Raw genomic sequence first — 18,793 nt, 5'->3', positions numbered from 1 at the left:
ACCTTCCTTGTGTTTGGGGCGTTCGTTTATCGGACGCTTCTTTTCTTCTGGTGAAAATTTAACCATAAAAAAGTACACCTCCAATTTTCTTTCGTGTCTAACAATTGGGGTGCACTTCAAACAGGACGGCTCCTATTTTTCCTATCAAACTATTCTTTTGTTTTATTTCTTAAAATACTCGTAAAACCATTTTCCACCTGGTCGATTATCCATCCACCAAGTGATTTTATCTAATTCAGTATTAGGTAATACTTCCGTTTCCAGGTAAGCTACGCCAGTAAAAGGATCAGATATAACCTTTCCTTTAATTCCACGCTCATTCATGGCATTTAATACTTCTGGAACTAATGAAACGCCAAATCCACCAGATTTAACGTATTGATAGCCACCATTAGAAACAGTTTGTTCTTGTTGTTGTTTTTCTGTGAACCAAGATAATGGCTTGCTGCCAATTAATTGGTTCAAATCACACTTTCCAATGCCAGGTACATTTCCTGTTTCTGTGTATTGCCAAATATCGCATGGATAATCAGGTTTCTTCCCACCATAACGAGGAATCCATACAAAGTCAGCCTTTACATTTGCCATTCCGAACGGAGCATACATGTGATGGCCTACATATAAACCAACTTTCTGAGCACCTAATCGTCGTAATTCATCAATAAAAGCTTGTGTTCCTGTTCTCATATCATCCATTGTTTTTACTTCTACATCAGCAACCCAGACTGTTGCGCTCTTGTCTCCGCGGTTCCAAAAGTCCCGTGCTTCTATACGTGCATCATTTTCAGAAACGAAACGACAGAATGCATAGTTACCAAAAGGAATAACATGTTGCTTCATGGCTTGTACATATCCTTTATACAGTGGATCTACATAATTTGAACCATCTTGTACACGAGCGATGATGAAATCAATGTATTGCTTTGCTATAGGCCAGTTAATGTCCCCATTCCATTTTGAAATATCGATAATATGTCCCATTACTTAACATCTCCTTTTCTACTTTCTTGTTTTTGTTTTCCGCCTAAAATCTCCACTGCATTTGTTAAAGCTTGTGGAAGTGGAATCCCCATTCGTCCAGCGTTTTCTAAAAGTGAAAGTAATTCATTACCCATGAAGAAGAAAATTGTTGCTTCACGAATGGCACTGTTACTTCCTAGCGCTGCATCTAATTGAGCTGCTGCTCCAACTAAAAGAAAAAGCATCACCTTTTTGGCGATGCCTTTAAAACCAACTTTACTTTTTAATTCTCCGTTATATCCTGCTGCAATCATGCCAGTTAGATAATCAATAACTGCCATCGTTACTAAGATTTTCAATGTTGCATCCCATCCTCCCAAAAAATACCCACAAAAGCCTCCAAATGTAGCTATAAATACTTTCATTAATATATCAATACGATCCATCTTTCCATCTCCTTATTTATAATAAAAAAGAGAGACGCTTGTCCCTCTCTCAATAAGTACTTTTATTTTAGGATATTAAATCATCCCTTTTAGTATTAAACCCAAGACTGACATAGTAATTGCGCTAATAATAATTCGTAAAATCCAAGTTGTATTCATGCTAATCTTTTCTAATTGCTTATGAATTGTAGCAATGTCTTTCTCATTAATTGTTGTGCGAGTTTCTAAACTACGAATATCTCGCATAATTTCTTTTTGTTCTGCTTTTAAACTGTCGATTTTTACATATACATCTTCCACTGTATTCACATCCTTTTAAAATCTTAATAAAGCAATCTTTACATAATATGAGACAACCTTACTTATGGTGAATGCATCGCAGAAATTCCAAAACAAAAGCCGTATTTTGTGCAAAATAAAAAACAGCTTATGGCTGCTCCTGCTCTGTTTGTGTGTTATTTTCATTAGTTGATGTTGGCGGTTCTTGTGGAGGATATTCACCTGTAAGTTTAAAATAATCATTTGCACAAATGCGCCTTTTAGCAACTCCTAAGTTCAATTCATATAATTTGGCTCCACAACCACATAACTCACATTTCGTTAAAACTCTAAAACCAATAGTCCCGTCAGCCATGTCCCTCCATACCTCAACTTTACTTGTATCGTTGGCAATCCCTGCATTATCTAACATGTCAGCAGGTACTTGTATAAAAACTCCTGTTTCTGTTCGTTTTACATCTACTATTCTTCCCATATAAGGAAGCATTTCGCCTTCCTGAAAAGGCATCATATAGTTAATGTCCATGTCCAATCCTTCCTCTCTATCCAAGTGCGTTAAATTTCCAACCACTTGGAGTACTCACATAAAAACCCGCTCCAGCATTTCCGTCTGTAAAACGAATATGCCCCCATTGTTGGAATCCACCACCACCTAAGTTAATTCCCTGCATTGCTCGTATATTCCTAAAGATTTTCACTTCTTTTTCAGTACTTATATCAAACGTTTGTCCGTCTGGTGCTGGAGATATATTATTATTCACACCACCTACAGCAAGTGCGTTAAACGGCTGAATACCATCTGCTCTTTCTGCTGCAGCACGATCCCAATTATACATAGATGCATATTTGCCACTGTATAACGTTACACCACTTACACAAATCGCTGTCCCTTGTCTCATGTCAGCATTTCCAGAACAAACTTTAATAATCAATGCGTGTTCTTGTGGAATATAGTTTGTCGGGACTTTGAAAGTAAAAGAATACCTTCTGATTTCTCCGTAAAATGTAGACGGCTCAGGGAAGTCCATCTTTTGTTCACTCAATATGTCGTAACTAACGTTGTCTCGGAATTTAACGCAACACACGTGTATTCTCGGTTTTCCTGTCTTTCGCACGCCATTTATCATGGCAGTTCTAAAGTGTGCGGATGCTGTATATTCGTTACCAGGATGTATACCGTTATTCACGATTGCTTCTGGATAGTTATACATATCTACCCTTGCAGCATTCACCATTTGCTCGTAATCGAATATATGTGTATTCTTTTCTATTACGACATTTCCCCAGGACTTCCAAGTAAGACCGTATCCACCTTCAAACCCATAATAATCTGAATTGCCAATGTTTTTCTTTGTAACACTAGAAAAGTCTGGATCAGCTATTAGGTTTCGTCTTGATACCGCAGTTGTTTTTGTACCCCATTCGTCTTGGAATAGGAAATCTAGCATTTTAACAGTTACACCATCTTTATCAATGGTTATCTTATCACCATCAATTCTAATAAGATTTGTGTCAATGCCTTTTGCTGTTAACCATTTGACCATTGTATCGGCATTAATATTCAGTTTCTCAGCGTCGATTGTAATCTTACCAGGTGACATATTGATAGAAGTAATGATACCGTCTTTTAAAATTTGTGCTAAGATCCCTTCATCTAACACTTCTAACCTAGATTCCGTTTTCTTTACATAGGCATTATAAGTCTCATTTATAAACGTTTCTTGTTTTCCAGAGATGATTGAAACGCCTTTTTCAGTAGCACTAATACTTCTTTCTAATTCAGTTACTTTTTTAGTGTAATCTTCAGTTGCTATCTTATCGGCCACTTCTTCCATGATTTTATCTTTATCTACAATATCAACGGGGTTCTCCATAAATGAAGAAGGTTTATCGCCGATCTGCAACATAGGTTGCGCTGTCCACAGTCTTCCATTTCTACGCAGCCAGTATTGTACTTGTACTTCTTTCGTTCCTTCTACAAGTAGACCAAACACATGATATCTTACCCACATTCCTTGTGTTAACGTAATCTCTTGTCCGTATTGCTTTAATACATTTCCATTTGCATCTAAACATTTCAGCTCCATTTTCGCACCATTATCAATGCTAGACTTATTATCTGTATAAAAGTATGCAGAAAAAACGTAATTCCAACCAGGTCCGGCATTTATAACTTCATGTGAAGCACCTCTGTATACGTCTGCTGTATTTCCCGTGGAGATTGTACGAAGTGTATTACAACCCTTATATAAAACGGTTGTATCTCTTGTTGTGCCTGATTGAAGAATCCAATATTTTGTATCATTCTTCCAAAGAACATTCCGTAATACAGTTTGATTACCGATTCCACCAACATACTCTTCAACATCTTTTATTTCAACTTTTCCTTCCAAAGCTTTTGCAGTAGTTTCCCAACCTGCTTTAGCCTCCTGTAACTGCGTACCTTGTTTAGTTTGTATCTCTTGTAAACTAGTAACTTTTTCTTTAATACCGTCCGCTGTTTTCTCTACAGTAGTCACACGCTCGCTAAAATCGAGTTGTGTTTTTTCTACCGTTTTAATATTTTCTTTAATACCATTCACATTTTTTTCAATCTCGGTTGTTTTTTTAGTGAATTCATCATTCGTTACTTGATTTTCTGGAGCTGGTGTCCAATCCTGTGGCTTATTACCTTTATATAAAGCAACCCATTCTACAGTTGCCTTTGTAGCATTATTTGGATAATTATATAAATTTAATCTTCGTTCATTCCCGCTTGTAGTTGCAACAGCTTTGAAAGTTACATAAGTTATTCCGTTAGCATAGACACTTGTTGCATATCCAACATTATTTGAACCACCATTCTGCCAAATTCCAAATTGTTGGCCTTGTGGGACACTTCCTTTAATTACAAAAGTATATTCCTCACCTGCAACAAAATTTTCAGTTAGAGAATATGGATTGATTAGATAATCTGTTTTTTCGTATTTAGTATTTGAATCTAATAACAGATTACGACCTCCAGCTTTATCGTTATTAACTTTCTTTTCTACGCTCTCCAACTTCTCACTAATCTGGCCAGCTTTTTCTGTAATTTCAGTTGTGGTTTTCTTTAGATTATTAGTTGTTTGCTGCACCTCAGAGATTGTCATTTTCGTACCTTCAGCAGTCTCTACCACTGTATTTAATTTTTCAGTGATTTCACCGTCTTTTTTTGTTAAAGTTTCAATAGATTTGATAAAACCTTCGTTGGTCTGTTTCATTTCAGAGACAGTTTTGTCAATTTCATCTTGAGAGTTTTCTATATTTTTAATAGTTAGAGAAACTTCCTGAAGATTTTCTGTTATTTCCTTGAATTGTCCATTTGTCTCTTTTTGGACTTCTTCTACTTTTTTATCTAATTCTTCTTTTGTGGACTGAATATCCTTATTAACCTGCTCCAGTGTATCTTTCTTAACTGACTCCACATCAGGAATAAGAAGCTCCCAATCTTTCCCGTTCCATACTTTTAAAATACCAGGTTTACCGTTACTAATATCTCGCCATAACGTCTTACCTACTATAAGGTTATCGATCGGTGGATTTTTAGCTTCAATAATATTTACCGTATTATTTTTTAAATTTTCCTGGACTTTTTCAGCTAACTCTTTAACTGCTTTAGACTCTTCTCGTATAGTTTCGATTGTTTTTTCATTCTCTTCCACCAACTTTTCTAGTTGTTCTAACAGTTCCTTATTAGCCTTATTTCCTAAAGAACCAAGAATTTTATTGTATAACTTCCTTAATTCTTCATTCGAATCAACAATTTCACGATAATCACCAAATACGTATTTATCCTGTTTAGGATCAGTAAAGGATTCATCACCGGCGATAGTCCGTGCTTCAAGGTATAGCTTAGGTGTGAAATCTGTATCTTTAATTCGGATTGTGTCGCCCTCATTAATCAATTCATGCGCCAATCCAAATACACGCCCTATAGATGCAGCTTCTACTTCATAAGAAACAGATGTATTTACACGCTTTTTAAACTCTGTTTTCATCAAAGTCATAAGTCGCTCAGGAGACATATTCTGGTCTTCTGTTTCCGGTGTGTAGAATCCGAATTTATGTTTCCCACTTTCATTCCAACACTGGAATGCATCACTATCTGTAATATAAGGAAGGCCGTTATTAATTTTCTCTATCGTAATAATGTTATCGCCTTCTCCTTTAACGAAACCTACTAGAGCTGTACAAACGTCTCGGGAATGTTCGATTCGCCTTACACCAACTAAGTCCTTGCCTAAAACTACTTCCTTACCGGTTTCCCTACCACGTTCCTTTATCATATCAACGTACCAACCAGTAATTTGTGACCCCACGACTTCCACACGATATTGAATTTCTAAATCAAATAACGAAGCGATTTTCTTCAAGAATGTAAGAGGATCTATAATTTCGTCAATTGTCATCGTGTGGAATCCAGCGTACTCTGTTATTCCACGCTTCCATTTCATCCCTACGAGAGCCATATCGATAAACTCATTAACGGTTTTACCTTCTATACGTTGCGGCATAATATAACCGTCTTTCGCTATTTGTACCCACGCACCAGATGCATGAACTGTAATCGACCGATCGTTAGAGTCTTTTTCCACTTCATTGTTGATCACGTATGGAACCATTAGGCCATCACGAACCTCTTTTACAATTAAATTCTGTTGTTGCAAAGAAATGGCGTGAGGCGTTCCGTCAAATACTTTAAATTCTAATGTGTCTATATTATTTTTAAGTTCCCAGTGACGAATATCATCCCAATAGTCTTTCGGTTGAATAGCTGATATGATTTGATCTGTTTTAAAATCCACGACATGCAAAATTCCGCTTGGTGTTCTCATCTGAATCGCTCCCTGTATTTGACCCTTGCTGTTCCGATATCAGAAGGCATAATCTCAAGTTTATTAGTGCCTCTATTGATAACAGGGAAATTACTGAAAATGTCCTTAATGTTAATCGCATTCTTTCCTTCAATTGTTACATGACTATTTTCTGTGTCGATTACGACTTTATCACCAACATCTACTATATAAGGCGGTGTATTTTTCGTATTTAAATTCACTTTCCAAAACTTCAAATCACTAACTGACATCGCTTCTACTGGTGGAACGTCTTGAAACTGCATGATGCTAATCTGAATTTGTGCTGCTTTTTCCATATGATAGTTTTTTTCATCCGTCCAACGTGCAAATCGTTCTGAATCATCTTTTTCTGTACCTGGAAGGAATTTTGAAATATACGCTTCCCATACATTTCCTGTCCTAGCTATCCACAATCGACCAAAGTACTGATTCCATGTATTCGGATAATCGCCACTCTCATAAATTAAACCTGTTTTCCCTGGCTTATTGTCATATCCAATTACCATTGTCCCGAAATTTTGTTCAGCTTGCCAAAAGAGATCGTTCATAGCAATTTTTGAAAGTACCTTGCTATTTTCATCCAGTATCGCTATCTCAACTCGTCCCATTTCATTGATTTTATTACTCTTACATGTAACGTAGGCTTGCATAATAAAGTCTTGTACTGGACCGCCAGGGATACTCTTTTTAACAGCTGCGCCGTGCCAACCTTTACCCGAAGTACCAAAATCAGAACAATAGAATTGGTATTTATCTGATTTCATTTCACCCACCGGTTCACCATCTTCCATCGAGCTGACCTTACTCCATCCTACAGTGGTAGCCATTTCATCCCATATAAGCCTTTGATTTCTTTCTACAGGTGTTTCCACAGTTTTTAACGGCATTCCGATACGAAAATAATCCCGATCATTTAAAGATGTCTCGCCGAACCATACGTCTAAAAAAGTATTTGGTTTCGTAATATCAATCTCAATGATAGGGTTAGAATGAACAGTTCCTTTATTTTGGACATTAGCAACTAACCCACTAACATCTTTTTTAAAGTCAACCGTTTGCTCTTTTCCTAACTTATATGGCATTGGACAAATGAAAGTTAAAGTACCTTCACCTAGACCAACTAACTGGTCTAAATCTAAAGTTTCATCTACGACAGCTAAAAACGTACGATCTTTTTCATCATCAAAAATAAGCTCGCACGGTTGATCCGTAACGAGCCAATCTGCTATTTCTTCTTTTAGTTTTTCAGCTTCTTCAGCTGAATCATATAATAGTGCAATAGGAACTAAAATCTTTCTCATTTTAGTTTGTGTGCGTAGTAACCTACCTCCTGGATAATGCGAGACTTCAAGAAACATACGATCCAAAGGAGCCCATGCAGGGCGCTTTTTACCCTGCAGTGGAATTACATTTGGATTCCTTTTCCCGTTAAAACTAAAGAAGCTAATTCCCGCCATATCATCACCTACCTAAAATACTTTGAGTCTTTCTTTCTCGCGTTCTTGAAATTCATTGACATCTGAGTAAATTTCCTTCGCTATTTCTCTTCCGTTTAAATTAATTTGTAAAACAGTTGGACCTTGTGATGCATATTGTCGCGCTCCTACTTGTTGTGCTAATGGTAATGATCCCATTATTCCATTGGCAATCGCATCGAATGTTTGTTTACGTAAAGGAAGAACTGTTTCATCATATCCTCGCGCATCACCACATTTGTTATATTAAGGCTCTTTATCCTTAACTCCTAAGCTTTCGCTATGTTTATTTAAATCCAATAACGGTTGTAAGTGTCAAATTTTCTATCAAGGTAAATCTGAGAATTATCATACATGTAATTTATAAAACTTTTATCTTTTTTACTGAAAGTAACTAAGTAGTTTTTACCACTTTTATCTGTCTTTATATTAGGAGTTAAACTAAATTGTTCTCTCGTAAAAGATATTAAATCTTCAACTAAACGTTCGCTACCAGTTGCTAAAACGAATTGTCTTTCCCCAATGTATCCATCTCCATCAAATAACCCTCTAAAGAAATGACGATACATTTCAGATTTTTTAAACGTAGGTAAAAAAACAGTTCGAGTCTTATTTTTTACAACTCCATATTTTTCCAATCGGTCACATAGTTTAGTAGAAGTTAGGTAAATTCTTTTTTGTTCTCCATTCTTTTTATCTTTTATATTAGAAAGAAGTCTAGTGGATTTTTTTATTTTCTCTAATATATCGATATCAACAGTTTTCACTGTGATATCCACATATTTTCCTTTACCTGTTTTACCACTAGTGCCAATACAACCATCAGCTACTATAAATCCTAAAATATACGCCTTCTCTTCTGTATCAATATTGTTAAAAAATGTTTCGTCACAACTGCTTTGATACTTTCTTTTTTCTCGTTTTAGTTTTACCCCATGTATTTTTTCCCAATTGTTAATAGTCTTTTTTGAAACACCCAATGTTTCTGCGACGATATTAACAGTTTTACCTTGATTTACTTGTTCACAAAACCATTTCTTGTCTTTATATAACATAAAATTCACCACCGAGTTATTTATATTATCATCATATCATATATAACCGACACTCGATGGAAAAACTTTAGGTATCAGACTATATCATCACCCTCGACTTTACGTTAGGGTGTTGGGCGCTCGTGGATATTTTGGCATATAAAAAAGACCATTTTTTGATCGCCTTAATTACTTAGCTTACTTTATCTAGTCGTTGCACCTTCCTGACGTTTCCGTACAGGCTTGGCTCATGATTGCCATATTTATGATTCGTTTACATAAACTTAGGTTTCCATGAATTCACCCAATGTTTTATGCTGCTGATTTCTCAACAGCCGGGCTAGTTTTAACCCCAATTAATGTAGGATTCCCAGGTTTAATTAACGCGCCATTTGCAGCCCATTTAACATCGAAAGATGGTAGGCCTTCGCTCGCCCAATTAACAGGGTTTAACGAACCGTTCACACTGATTTTCGGAACAGGTATATGCACACCGCTAAACATATTCGAAACGCCTTTTCTGATTTTATCAATCCACTCCATAACACCTTCCCAAGCATTTTTAAATGGGGTTGCGATTGCATCTTTCACTTTTCCGAATACTTCTTTTATCACTGTAAGGGTGTCACCTGAGCTTTTAAAAATACCCTCGAACATATCAGAAAATACTTTCTTTACACCTTCCCAAGCTTCTCCAAACAGTCCCTTCATTTTGCTGCCTATTTTGCCAATGATGCCAAGTACCTTTCCAACTCCCCATATTTGAATGAAATTCCAAATGAATTCCCATGCTCCTGATAAAATCTGTTTAATGGCATCCCATACGCCGGTCCAATCACCAGTCAGCAAGGAAGAAAATAGTTTAATTGTCCCTAAGATGATATCTAAGGCCCCATTTATAACGCCTTTTATGTTTCCCCATACATCTTCAATGATGAATAGAACAACAGGCATTACAAATTCAATAATGCCCTTTATAAGATCAAATGCATTTTTTACAGCTTGGACAATCTGATCCCCGTTTTCTTTCCAAAATGCTGCAATCTTTTCTATAATCCCGTTCACAAATGACATCACATCTGTTAATAAAGGCATTAAGTAAGGAGCTATTGTATTGAATACACCTTTAATAAAATCCCAAGTAGCCCCGATTATTCCCATAATTACAGGAGCAGCAGCTGAGATTAGAGATTGTACATTTTCTATAAAACTACTTAATTGGGCATGTACATCCTGAACGAACATAATAATGTCAGCCTTTTTCTCAGGCGAAAAACCTAACTTATCTAAGAAATTACTAGCAGCTCCCCAATCGCCAGATACGAGGGCTTTCATAGTTTCTACACCATACTGCACTGCCGCTGTAGTTTCTTGTATAAACTGAATTGAATTAGCAGAGAAACCAAGTTTAGTAAGAATGTCATATCCCTCAACCATGGCATTTCTATCACCAGAAGCTGCGAGCCAAAAATCTTGAATTGCTTTGGTTATTAACTGGATATTACCTATATAATTGTTTAAATCTACAAATCTTTTAATTGTACCGTCAACCCACCGAACCACCTGAGTTAATCCAAGGACAATAGCAGCTAATGCAGGAGCGATAAGTGTAAAAATCGTTATAGCTAAACCTTCTAGCGCAGATGTGAATTCAATCCACTTTCCTTTTAGATTGTCATTCATAGTTTTAGCCATTTTCGCAGCTGCACCATCAGCTTTTTCTAATGCTTTTGTATTTTTCTCTAATTTCTCGCTACCTTCTTGCATTAAAGCTGCCCAGTTTTTATATGCTTCTGCACCAAATAACGTTGTTAATGTAGCTGATTTTTGTTGGTTTGTCATACTACCTGTTTTATCTTCTAATTCTTTTATAATCGTTGGTAAAGGTTTAATTTTACCTTGCTGATCAAAGAAAGATAAATTCAACTCATCCATAACTTTTCGCATTTCTTTTGTCGGTTTAGCTAAACGCCCTAAAGATGTAGCGAAAGCTTGTCCTGCAACTGATCCTTGCAAACCACTATTTGCCATCGCCATAATTGCCGCTGATGTTTCTTCCATACTGAAACCGACAGTATGGGCAGTTCCAGCAGCATATTTCATCGCTTCGCCCATTTGTGTTACATTTGTATTTGAGTTAGAAGCAGCCAACGCTAATACATCTGCTGTATGGGTCGCTTTATCAGCTGACAATCCAAAACCACTCATGATATTAGACGCTATATCTGCTGCTGTACCTAAATCAAGTGCACCTGCCGCGGCTAAATCTAACATGCCAGGCATTGCTTTCATAATATCGCCAGTTTTAAAACCAGCTTGCGCAAGGTACATCATCCCTTCCCCAGCTTGTGTAGCAGAGAATTGAGTTGTTGCACCTAATTCTTTAGCTTGAGCTTCCAATTGCTTCATTTCACTTCCGGAAGCACCGGAAACAGCTGCTACTTTTGACATGATTTGTTCAAAGTTAGCACCTGCGGAAACAATACCAACAAGTGCGGCTCCTGCCCCTAATGCCATACCTGCCATACCACCAATAGCTATAGCGGAAGTCCCGACAGCTGCCCCCATTGAACCAGCCATTCTACCGACGCTACTAAAACCTCTATTTAAAATCCCTGTAGTTCGTTGACCGTGCTGTTCTGCTCGGTTTAATCCACCTCGTAATTCATCATCACGCAAGAATATTGAACCAAACATACGAAATAGTTCCATTTATTCACCCGCCTTTCCGCGGATTTTTGCAACTCGAGCAAACACTTCTTCTTTTGTAAGTTTCTGCTTCGGTGTTTGTTCGATTGAATCGTTGTATTGTTTTACCTGTTCTTGCGTTGGATTTTCGCGCTTATGTTTAAATTGAGGAAATGTTTCATCGCAGTACGGTTGTAGGGCACACCATTCCTCCCATAACATGCGGTCCATCTGTTTCTTCTTTGCGGTGAGATACAAGTTAATAACTATCTCTGCATCCAAACTCCTTATATACTCCATATTTGGATAGCGAGAAGCTAACGTATCGATGAAGTCTATTTCATCAAGTTCACCGCATTGGAAAAAAGCTTAACCAGCCCAACTTCTGAATCTTTAATTGCAATAAATAATCGAACCAACTCTTCTAGATTTAAAGTTCGAATCGTTTCCCAACCTGGTGATGTTTTTTTGCCACCTTCATCTTCATGAACTAAAAGTCCGGCTACAAACTCAAAAAATTCCTGTTCTACTTCTTCTAATCCGAAGATAAACTTCATGATAATGTCATACCCGAAAGTCTCTTGTGCAGCTAATACATCAGCTTGAGTTGCTCCTTCTTTATTTCGTACGCCCATCATTAAATCTTTAAGTAAATTAATATCAACCTTGAATTTCGATTTCTTCAAAATACGAACTACAGAAAATAAATCTCCACCATGAATGTGTCTCACTTTATATTCTTTTTCTTGAATTGCAATAGTCATATTTATTCCTCCTTAAAATAAAAAGAGCAGGGATTATCCCTGCTCTTTAACCTGCTGGTATTAATTTAGCTGCTTCTGTTGCTGTTAAAATACGTTTTTTCCATGGTACTTTTCGAATGTTTTCTGGATCACGATGTCCTGTGAATGTCACTTCTGGAACAACTTCACTTTCGTTTTCAAATCCTAGCTCTAATGAACCGTCAGATAATGCGTTATATACGATAATTTCAACGATATCTCCACCTAAAGTTTCGCCAACCCATGCTACGTTTTTAAGATAGCTATCTTTTGTTAGACGTTCTGTAGCTTCGATCACGTCGTACTTAATTGTTTTCCCGTCTTTTGTAACAGTCTCTTCTGATACTTTTAAACCAGCAATAAAGTTTTTGATTTTTTCTTTATCCAAAAATTCAAGTGTCTTAAAACTAATTTGAGTTTTTGATTTTGTAATACGTTTCATCCCCATAGTGTCACCAGGAGAACCATCATATTCAATTTCTTTAAACTCTGGTTCGTATTTAAATGAGCCACCGCCTTGTGTAGCACCTACAGGTAGTTCGTCTTTTTCTCCATAATTAAAGAAGAATGCACCCCAATCTCCGAATAGGACATTCTCTGGTTTTGGTTGTGGAGCTGCCATATAATCAACCCTTTCTATTGTTTAAAATAAGTTCTTAAAATGAACCGCACTTCTTTACGTCTGATATTCGGGTCTGGATCAGGTACTTTCTGACTCGAAAGATAAGAAATAGCAGCACCAAATTCAGCACTGCTTAACCTTTTTCTATGAAGATTGTTTTCTAGCTTCATAATCAGTTCATCTATTTTACTAAGATGAGCGGAAGTGCCGTAAATATCAATTGTAAGCATGATATTCTTTCGTCCCCATGGTTCTTTGTCATCATTTACCGTGAATACCAGATAAGGCATTTCAGCCGTTGTTTTAGCGATTTCATAATACGTTTCTTTATGAATCTGTTTTAATTTACTGTGTAATATATTTATAAAGTCATTCATGCTATCTACCTCATTAACGACGAATAGGTTCGCGTGCCAACTTGTGTAATTTGCGGTTTATTGCTCTCTGCTGCTGGTCTAAGAAAAGGCTGTGCATGTTGCCCTTGAGTTTTAACCATCTTCCCTGTTTTAGGGTCACGGTACATCCAAGGAGTTTTACGCCCATCACCGTCTACAGCATAAATCCCTGTTCCTTTCTCAACATAAATTCCATGATCAGCAGAAGTACCGATAACAACTTTTTCTTGCTCTGCTTTAGAACTAATGCTTCTTCTTAGATTGCCAGTGTCTACAGCAGCAAGTAATTTAGCTTTAGAGGATACAAATTGACCAATAGCAGTATGAGCTGCTTTCTTTGCAGCCAAATGTCTCGCCATAACAGCAGCCCTATTCGATTGGAATTTCATGCTCATAAGGCAACATCTCCAATTCTATTTGAAAAAATCTCCCTGCATTCATCGGATCACCAGGATAGGTAACGCTGTATATCTTCTTATCAATAACTAATCTATCTTGAATAATTACGTCGAAAAGCATGCAGTAAAAGAAATGTGTGCTTTTCTCTTCTATTTTTTTATTGCGAGCATCCTTTGTCCCTTGGATAGCATCCAATACACCTTTAACAGTATTGATTTCTTTCCATTCTTCTGCTGGATATGGTCCATCATCAGAACCAGCGTTGCGAAGTACTGTAGCATCTTTTCCAAACTTGCGTATCATTGACTGAATCATCGAACACGTAACCTCACTTTCAGCCCCTTCGTGACGCTTGCTGGATAATCTCCCACGTCATCATAAGTAACAGAGTAGTTTCCTAATGACTCGCTTTTCTTCCCTTCTCTTTCCTGCTCCTTATACTCATAAACTACCATCTTTGCGATGATACCAGGATAAGCAGGAGGGAATTGTAGAATAGTTCTATTCGTGTACTCAGCAACCATTAATATTGTATCTTCGATGCTTATTAACAAGTTTTCATCACTTATATTAGGCACTTGCAATTTTACACGTTTTAGAATTTCTGCTTTCATATCCATTTACTCACTCGACTTTGCAGGTGTTTGTCTTTTCTTCTTAACCGTTTCTTGTTTCGGTTCGTCTACTTCTTCATATACAGGGTCATTCTTACAACGTTTTACGTGATCTGCATCCGTTACTTCCCAGGTGACATCTGTGTCTGTATTTAAAAACCAAGGCATATTATCTCTCCTTTCAAGAAGAAAGAGGAAAGGCTTAAGCCTTTCCTCCTGCTGGTGGTGGTGTAGTTGGTGCGATTGTAGCTGTAAGTACTGCTAACGCTTCTGGGCGAAGCACACCAGCCCCATAAACCATAAGACCACGAACTCCATCTGCAAATGAATTTTGAAGGCGTTGCGCTTCTGTTTCATTTAACTGTTTACCATGACCGATACCTGACTTATGAAGAGCAAGAATTTTATATTTACCGGATGTATTGTGAATCTCTTCAGATACAACAATTTGCGAACCGTTGATTATTTGTCCTTCTACAACCCCGTTTTCTAAAATGACAGGTTGCTTTGTAAAACGGTCATCTTTAGATAGTAATCCAAGAACTTGAGAATTGATGATTGTGAAACGTTCAGTTTTAGGTACCTTTTTCACGTTTAACTTTGTATTGAGATCAACAATGTAGTCGTATGCATTCTTAGGTGATAATTCAATTGCTGCGGAATCTGTACCGATTACATTATCCTTATGAGCACCTGTGTAAAGTCCTAATGTAAATGTATCGACAGTTTCTTGAAGTACTGAACCTGCCTCTTGTGTATGTGGATCAATTAAATCTCCAGCAGCTTGAACAGCATCTACATCATCTACTTTGAACGCAAAATACTTTTTCTGATCCATATTGATTTCTACTTTAGAAGGGTTTGTGTCATCCCATTCAACAGAACCAGAATAGTCTTTTACATTTACTGCACCGACACGGTTAAAAATAATTTTGTTACCTTCAATTTTAGCTGGTTTTGTTGTGATTAAATCCGCGATTGAACGCTTGTGGAAATTCGCCATTAAACGAGCTTCCCAAATTGTTGGAATAAAAGTTGCTACTGACATATATTAATTCCTCCTTAATGTTTTCCCATAACAAAAGAGACCACTAAAATAGCAATCTCGTTTGTTCGTTTTATAATTTTTTTAATTATACTACTTAACTTTTCTATTATTACTTACCCCAACTGCGCATATCTTTCTGAATTTGTGCCCAGTTCGCATTAATTTCATCCTGACTCATTGAATTTACTTGTTCTCTTGTAAATCCAGTCCCAGTTCCGCCACTAACATGAATTTCTCGGCCAGCAGCTTTAAATCTTTCGACTACTTTTGCTTCTAACGCCGAAGAGAACAAATCATTAAATTTTGATACTCTAGATTTAGTATCCTCTACATCTGAACCGATAACAAAATCTACAAACTTAAGATCTAATCCAATCGTTGATAATCCATCTGCTGCCGCACTTTGCATTTCTTTCTGATGAAGTATTCTTTCCCGCTCTTCTAGCTGTTCCTGAAGTTGCTTCATCTCATACTCAGCTTTTTCTTGAGCGGTCATAGAAGCGGTTTTGTAGTTTTCTAGTTCCTTCTTGGTTGCATTAAGTTCTTTCGAATATTTCGAACGAACTCTATCTTCTGCTGATTGCACCATTTTCTCAATAAATGTTTTTGTTGCATCATCTAATTTCGGCTCTTTCTGTCCATCAATTGGCACCTCCTCTTTATCATCTGCAGGTGGCGTTTGTTCGGTCGGTGGTGTATCTTCTGCTGGTGGTGGTGTATTAGGATCAGAGAAGAACTGCATACCTTTCAAGCGTAATGGCGCTTTTATTGTTTCTTTAACAAACTTTACTGGCAAATCTTTAACTAAATATTGTGTCATCATTTTTCCTCCTTTGAGTTCCTATGAATACGCCCTGTTTAGTTCGTAATCTATAAGCCCTCAAGTGTTTTATTTTTATTTGAGAGAGTCTTTCCACTCTTCATAACTAACTGCTGTAATAACTTCATTCCTGCCTGTTGTCGGGTTTCTAGCCCTCCTCTCAATAAATGGGCTAACTTCCGCTACTTCGGTAATAAAAGTACAGCGGCAGCGTACAACCTCTTTAGCAGGTAAATTGCTGTCGTGTGGATATTCACAACTATAACCACCGACTTTAAATAATCCTTTAAACGGTACCTTCTGATGATCTGCAGCTTGATGCGTTGGCCTTGTACGTTTATCTAATGTAGAAATCCAAATTTTCTCCATTGATACACCTTCGTCAAAAGCATGAGATGCACTGTCATAAGTACCTAAGTTTTGCACCCTAGCACTTTCTGTCCAAGCAACCATTTGTGCTTTCTTCGCATCACTATCAAGAATAGGCTTAATACGATTAGCCATTACCGCATACCCTTTACCTTTTCTAAGGCCAATGGATAGTTCTTTACGTATTCGGCTAATTATCTGTGCTCGATGTATACTTAATCTTTGATTGAGCGTCATTTTATCGATTGGCATTTGTACCGCACGTTTAATGACGTTTGGGTCAATTAGCCCATATGAAAGAGATACACCAACCTCTTTTTCGATAAGATAACTCGTATAATAAAAAGACTCCCCATATTGAGTGGAGAGTGTTTCATTGAGAGTTTTCTTTTTCTCATAAGTTATTTCATTAATAACTTGCTGTAGTTCACTTTGCAGGTTCTTGTATCGATTAAATCGAAGCATTTTCTGCATACTTAACTGCTCATTTACCGCATATTTGGCATAATAAAAAGCCAGTATTCCTCTGACTTCTTCCAAAGCATCTTTATACATATAGAGAATCGCCTTTTCCAGCTCGTCCTCTATCTTTTGGAGGTGTTTCTGCCTCTTGTCCCATTCCATCGTTTTCACCGCCTTTATGTACAGTGTCTAAATCGATAGAATCAACCTCTTCTTCCTTCATCTTTTTTAATTCTGCCTTCGGATCAGGAATAACAGATAACATAGATAATCGTGTTTCTTCGCTTATTAAACCTTGTAATTTAGACTGAACATCTGCTTCGTCAGATAAGTTCGCTGGAAGGTTACGAGTAAATTGAAACGTCATGCAAAGGTAATCTAATTCTTCTTTATTTGAGCGTAAATTCCAAGCGTCGAATAGTAACTTAAACTGTTGTCGCAGCGACTTAGTGAATTTCATTTCTAATGTACCGGATTTCGTTTCTAACGATAAAAGTTTGTAGCGAATCGCAACCCCAGTGAGGTTACCACCGAATGATTCATCAGAAAGATTAACATGCTTTGTAAAACGGCATATATTCTTTTCTAATCTATCTAGATGGTGTTCCAAGATGTTGTCATTAAGATCCTTAGTTAAAAATGTAGCCTCGCCATTCTCACCTACATCAAGAGCTCCAGTTTGCTTTAACTTCTCGATAGTATCATCATCTATATCAACACCTTTAAAAATCATATAAGCCAAGCGGAACTGCTCAATTTCACTGTTCACATCAGAAAGTGCTCTGTCGTACCCTTCAATAAGCGCAATAGCTTTATCAACATCCCCCTGCAATTCTTCATTGTTAGGAAATCCGATAAGTGGTACACCTTTGTATAAATTAGTGATTCGATTTGTTTCTTTCAGCTTATCTAAATCTTCACCAGTGTACTCAATGATTTGCGTACCATTGTAAAATTCAACTTTATATCCATCTTTAAAGTCATCACCGTTAATTACTTTGATTGGATAGCAGCGGATAGCGTATTTAGGCTCAGCAATGCTTGAATTAGTAAGGAATATAGCTTCATAAGGTTTGATATTCATAACCTTTTCCTCACCATCCTTATCATGGTAAAGCAGTCTTGCCCCATACCCACAAATAGAAGCAAACTTTCCTGTTTCCGCATCAGCATCTTCAGTATGATTTGCCTTTAAGAAATCTTGGATACGTTTTAATACTTCCTCATCTTCATGATCTAAGCTATATGAAACAGGTAATCCAAACATATACCCTATCTTTGTATCAATAATTTCAGAGAAGAAGTCATTGTTCAGCTTGTTGTTAACCTTATCCTTATTCCCATCACCTTTAAACTCACGAGTAAAGATAGGTACACCTTTCTCACTTGCTTTGTATCGCTCGTACCTGTTAATCATGCGTTGTTTTAACGGTTCAAATTCATCAATAATCTTTTTGAGCAGCTTGGGTGTAGGCTCCCCATTGTTTTCATCCAGTAATGGGATATAGTGTTCAAACATCGTC

20 protein-coding genes and 1 pseudogene are annotated in these 18,793 nt (G+C 37.1%); all 21 read right to left on the bottom strand.

Translation table 11 applies throughout. The features are described 5' to 3' along the window. Positions 1-162: 162 nt before the first annotated feature. Positions 163-981 (bottom strand): GH25 family lysozyme, encoded by an 819-nt coding sequence (locus tag DN407_RS12625; RefSeq protein ID WP_149216328.1) that lies wholly within the window; start codon positions 979-981, stop codon positions 163-165. Continuing rightward, entirely contained in the window at positions 981-1,406 is a 426-nt protein-coding gene (locus DN407_RS12620; protein ID WP_098281123.1) for a phage holin family protein, read from the bottom strand. The genes DN407_RS12625 and DN407_RS12620 overlap by 1 nt, the downstream gene beginning before the upstream one ends. Before the next feature lie 75 nt (positions 1,407-1,481). Next, positions 1,482-1,706, bottom strand: coding sequence for a hemolysin XhlA family protein (locus DN407_RS12615; RefSeq protein WP_149216327.1), 225 nt, complete (start codon positions 1,704-1,706; stop codon positions 1,482-1,484). Between the two features lie 127 nt (positions 1,707-1,833). After that, positions 1,834-2,211 carry a hypothetical protein gene (locus DN407_RS12610; protein ID WP_000354139.1) on the bottom strand — a complete coding sequence of 126 codons (378 nt, stop codon included), beginning with the start codon at positions 2,209-2,211 and terminating at the stop codon, positions 1,834-1,836. A 16-nt stretch (positions 2,212-2,227) separates the two neighbouring features. Further along, the gene (locus tag DN407_RS12605) at positions 2,228-6,541 is read right to left on the bottom strand and encodes a phage tail spike protein (RefSeq protein WP_149216326.1); all 4,314 of its coding nucleotides are present in this window, start codon (positions 6,539-6,541) and stop codon (positions 2,228-2,230) included. After that, entirely contained in the window at positions 6,538-8,019 is a 1,482-nt protein-coding gene (locus DN407_RS12600) for a distal tail protein Dit (RefSeq protein ID WP_149216325.1), read from the bottom strand. The genes DN407_RS12605 and DN407_RS12600 overlap by 4 nt, the downstream gene beginning before the upstream one ends. A gap of 12 nt (positions 8,020-8,031) precedes the next feature. Continuing rightward, a pseudogene (locus DN407_RS12595) lies at positions 8,032-8,271 on the bottom strand (hypothetical protein); the annotation flags it as partial. Between the two features lie 56 nt (positions 8,272-8,327). Beyond that, positions 8,328-9,092 (bottom strand): LAGLIDADG family homing endonuclease, encoded by a 765-nt coding sequence (locus DN407_RS12590; protein WP_149216324.1) that lies wholly within the window; start codon positions 9,090-9,092, stop codon positions 8,328-8,330. A 291-nt stretch (positions 9,093-9,383) separates the two neighbouring features. Beyond that, a complete protein-coding gene (locus tag DN407_RS12585) occupies positions 9,384-11,783 on the bottom strand; it encodes a phage tail tape measure protein (RefSeq protein WP_240678671.1) in 2,400 nt (799 codons plus the stop codon). Then, positions 11,784-12,041, bottom strand: a complete 258-nt coding sequence (locus tag DN407_RS12580) for a hypothetical protein (protein WP_033667315.1) — start codon at positions 12,039-12,041, stop codon at positions 11,784-11,786. A gap of 53 nt (positions 12,042-12,094) precedes the next feature. Next, entirely contained in the window at positions 12,095-12,523 is a 429-nt protein-coding gene (locus tag DN407_RS12575; protein WP_149216323.1) for a hypothetical protein, read from the bottom strand. A 46-nt stretch (positions 12,524-12,569) separates the two neighbouring features. Next, positions 12,570-13,163, bottom strand: a complete 594-nt coding sequence (locus DN407_RS12570; protein ID WP_000729988.1) for a hypothetical protein — start codon at positions 13,161-13,163, stop codon at positions 12,570-12,572. A gap of 14 nt (positions 13,164-13,177) precedes the next feature. Beyond that, positions 13,178-13,540, bottom strand: coding sequence for a hypothetical protein (locus DN407_RS12565; protein ID WP_149216322.1), 363 nt, complete (start codon positions 13,538-13,540; stop codon positions 13,178-13,180). A 5-nt stretch (positions 13,541-13,545) separates the two neighbouring features. Beyond that, positions 13,546-13,953 (bottom strand): HK97-gp10 family putative phage morphogenesis protein, encoded by a 408-nt coding sequence (locus DN407_RS12560; protein WP_000061895.1) that lies wholly within the window; start codon positions 13,951-13,953, stop codon positions 13,546-13,548. Then, positions 13,928-14,272 carry a head-tail adaptor protein gene (locus tag DN407_RS12555; protein WP_149216321.1) on the bottom strand — a complete coding sequence of 115 codons (345 nt, stop codon included), beginning with the start codon at positions 14,270-14,272 and terminating at the stop codon, positions 13,928-13,930. The genes DN407_RS12560 and DN407_RS12555 overlap by 26 nt, the downstream gene beginning before the upstream one ends. Continuing rightward, a complete protein-coding gene (locus tag DN407_RS12550) occupies positions 14,269-14,577 on the bottom strand; it encodes a head-tail connector protein (protein ID WP_149216320.1) in 309 nt (102 codons plus the stop codon). The genes DN407_RS12555 and DN407_RS12550 overlap by 4 nt, the downstream gene beginning before the upstream one ends. Then, positions 14,578-14,739 carry a hypothetical protein gene (locus tag DN407_RS31625; RefSeq protein WP_176536121.1) on the bottom strand — a complete coding sequence of 54 codons (162 nt, stop codon included), beginning with the start codon at positions 14,737-14,739 and terminating at the stop codon, positions 14,578-14,580. Between the two features lie 34 nt (positions 14,740-14,773). Continuing rightward, positions 14,774-15,619 carry a phage major capsid protein gene (locus DN407_RS12545; RefSeq protein ID WP_149216319.1) on the bottom strand — a complete coding sequence of 282 codons (846 nt, stop codon included), beginning with the start codon at positions 15,617-15,619 and terminating at the stop codon, positions 14,774-14,776. A gap of 109 nt (positions 15,620-15,728) precedes the next feature. Beyond that, positions 15,729-16,442 (bottom strand): DUF4355 domain-containing protein, encoded by a 714-nt coding sequence (locus DN407_RS12540; RefSeq protein WP_149216318.1) that lies wholly within the window; start codon positions 16,440-16,442, stop codon positions 15,729-15,731. A 72-nt stretch (positions 16,443-16,514) separates the two neighbouring features. Further along, entirely contained in the window at positions 16,515-17,282 is a 768-nt protein-coding gene (locus tag DN407_RS12535; protein ID WP_149216754.1) for a phage minor head protein, read from the bottom strand. A 73-nt stretch (positions 17,283-17,355) separates the two neighbouring features. After that, a complete protein-coding gene (locus tag DN407_RS12530; protein WP_149216317.1) occupies positions 17,356-18,789 on the bottom strand; it encodes a phage portal protein in 1,434 nt (477 codons plus the stop codon). Positions 18,790-18,793 lie beyond the last annotated feature (4 nt).

Origin of the sequence: Bacillus sp. JAS24-2 (genome assembly GCF_008274905.1) — a bacterium.
GTDB classification, from domain to species: Bacteria; Bacillota; Bacilli; order Bacillales; family Bacillaceae_G; genus Bacillus_A; species Bacillus_A cereus.
This window is presented reverse-complemented; position numbering and strand designations above follow the sequence as displayed.

What these genes read in the sequence shown, in the direction of transcription:
- DN407_RS12575 (WP_149216323.1), bottom strand. Translation starts at nt 12,523, where the DNA reads ATGACTATTGCAATTCAAGAAAAAGAATATAAAGTGAGACACATTCAT.
- DN407_RS12555 (WP_149216321.1), bottom strand. Translation starts at nt 14,272, where the DNA reads ATGATTCAGTCAATGATACGCAAGTTTGGAAAAGATGCTACAGTACTT.
- DN407_RS12610 (WP_000354139.1), bottom strand. Translation starts at nt 2,211, where the DNA reads ATGGACATTAACTATATGATGCCTTTTCAGGAAGGCGAAATGCTTCCT.
- DN407_RS12605 (WP_149216326.1), bottom strand. Translation starts at nt 6,541, where the DNA reads ATGAGAACACCAAGCGGAATTTTGCATGTCGTGGATTTTAAAACAGAT.
- DN407_RS12550 (WP_149216320.1), bottom strand. Translation starts at nt 14,577, where the DNA reads ATGGATATGAAAGCAGAAATTCTAAAACGTGTAAAATTGCAAGTGCCT.
- DN407_RS12560 (WP_000061895.1), bottom strand. Translation starts at nt 13,953, where the DNA reads ATGAGCATGAAATTCCAATCGAATAGGGCTGCTGTTATGGCGAGACAT.
- DN407_RS12565 (WP_149216322.1), bottom strand. Translation starts at nt 13,540, where the DNA reads ATGAATGACTTTATAAATATATTACACAGTAAATTAAAACAGATTCAT.
- DN407_RS12535 (WP_149216754.1), bottom strand. Translation starts at nt 17,282, where the DNA reads ATGCAGAAAATGCTTCGATTTAATCGATACAAGAACCTGCAAAGTGAA.
- DN407_RS12590 (WP_149216324.1), bottom strand. Translation starts at nt 9,092, where the DNA reads ATGTTATATAAAGACAAGAAATGGTTTTGTGAACAAGTAAATCAAGGT.
- DN407_RS31625 (WP_176536121.1), bottom strand. Translation starts at nt 14,739, where the DNA reads ATGCCTTGGTTTTTAAATACAGACACAGATGTCACCTGGGAAGTAACG.
- DN407_RS12625 (WP_149216328.1), bottom strand. Translation starts at nt 981, where the DNA reads ATGGGACATATTATCGATATTTCAAAATGGAATGGGGACATTAACTGG.
- DN407_RS12530 (WP_149216317.1), bottom strand. Translation starts at nt 18,789, where the DNA reads ATGTTTGAACACTATATCCCATTACTGGATGAAAACAATGGGGAGCCT.
- DN407_RS12620 (WP_098281123.1), bottom strand. Translation starts at nt 1,406, where the DNA reads ATGGATCGTATTGATATATTAATGAAAGTATTTATAGCTACATTTGGA.
- DN407_RS12540 (WP_149216318.1), bottom strand. Translation starts at nt 16,442, where the DNA reads ATGATGACACAATATTTAGTTAAAGATTTGCCAGTAAAGTTTGTTAAA.
- DN407_RS12545 (WP_149216319.1), bottom strand. Translation starts at nt 15,619, where the DNA reads ATGTCAGTAGCAACTTTTATTCCAACAATTTGGGAAGCTCGTTTAATG.
- DN407_RS12570 (WP_000729988.1), bottom strand. Translation starts at nt 13,163, where the DNA reads ATGGCAGCTCCACAACCAAAACCAGAGAATGTCCTATTCGGAGATTGG.
- DN407_RS12585 (WP_240678671.1), bottom strand. Translation starts at nt 11,783, where the DNA reads ATGGAACTATTTCGTATGTTTGGTTCAATATTCTTGCGTGATGATGAA.
- DN407_RS12600 (WP_149216325.1), bottom strand. Translation starts at nt 8,019, where the DNA reads ATGGCGGGAATTAGCTTCTTTAGTTTTAACGGGAAAAGGAATCCAAAT.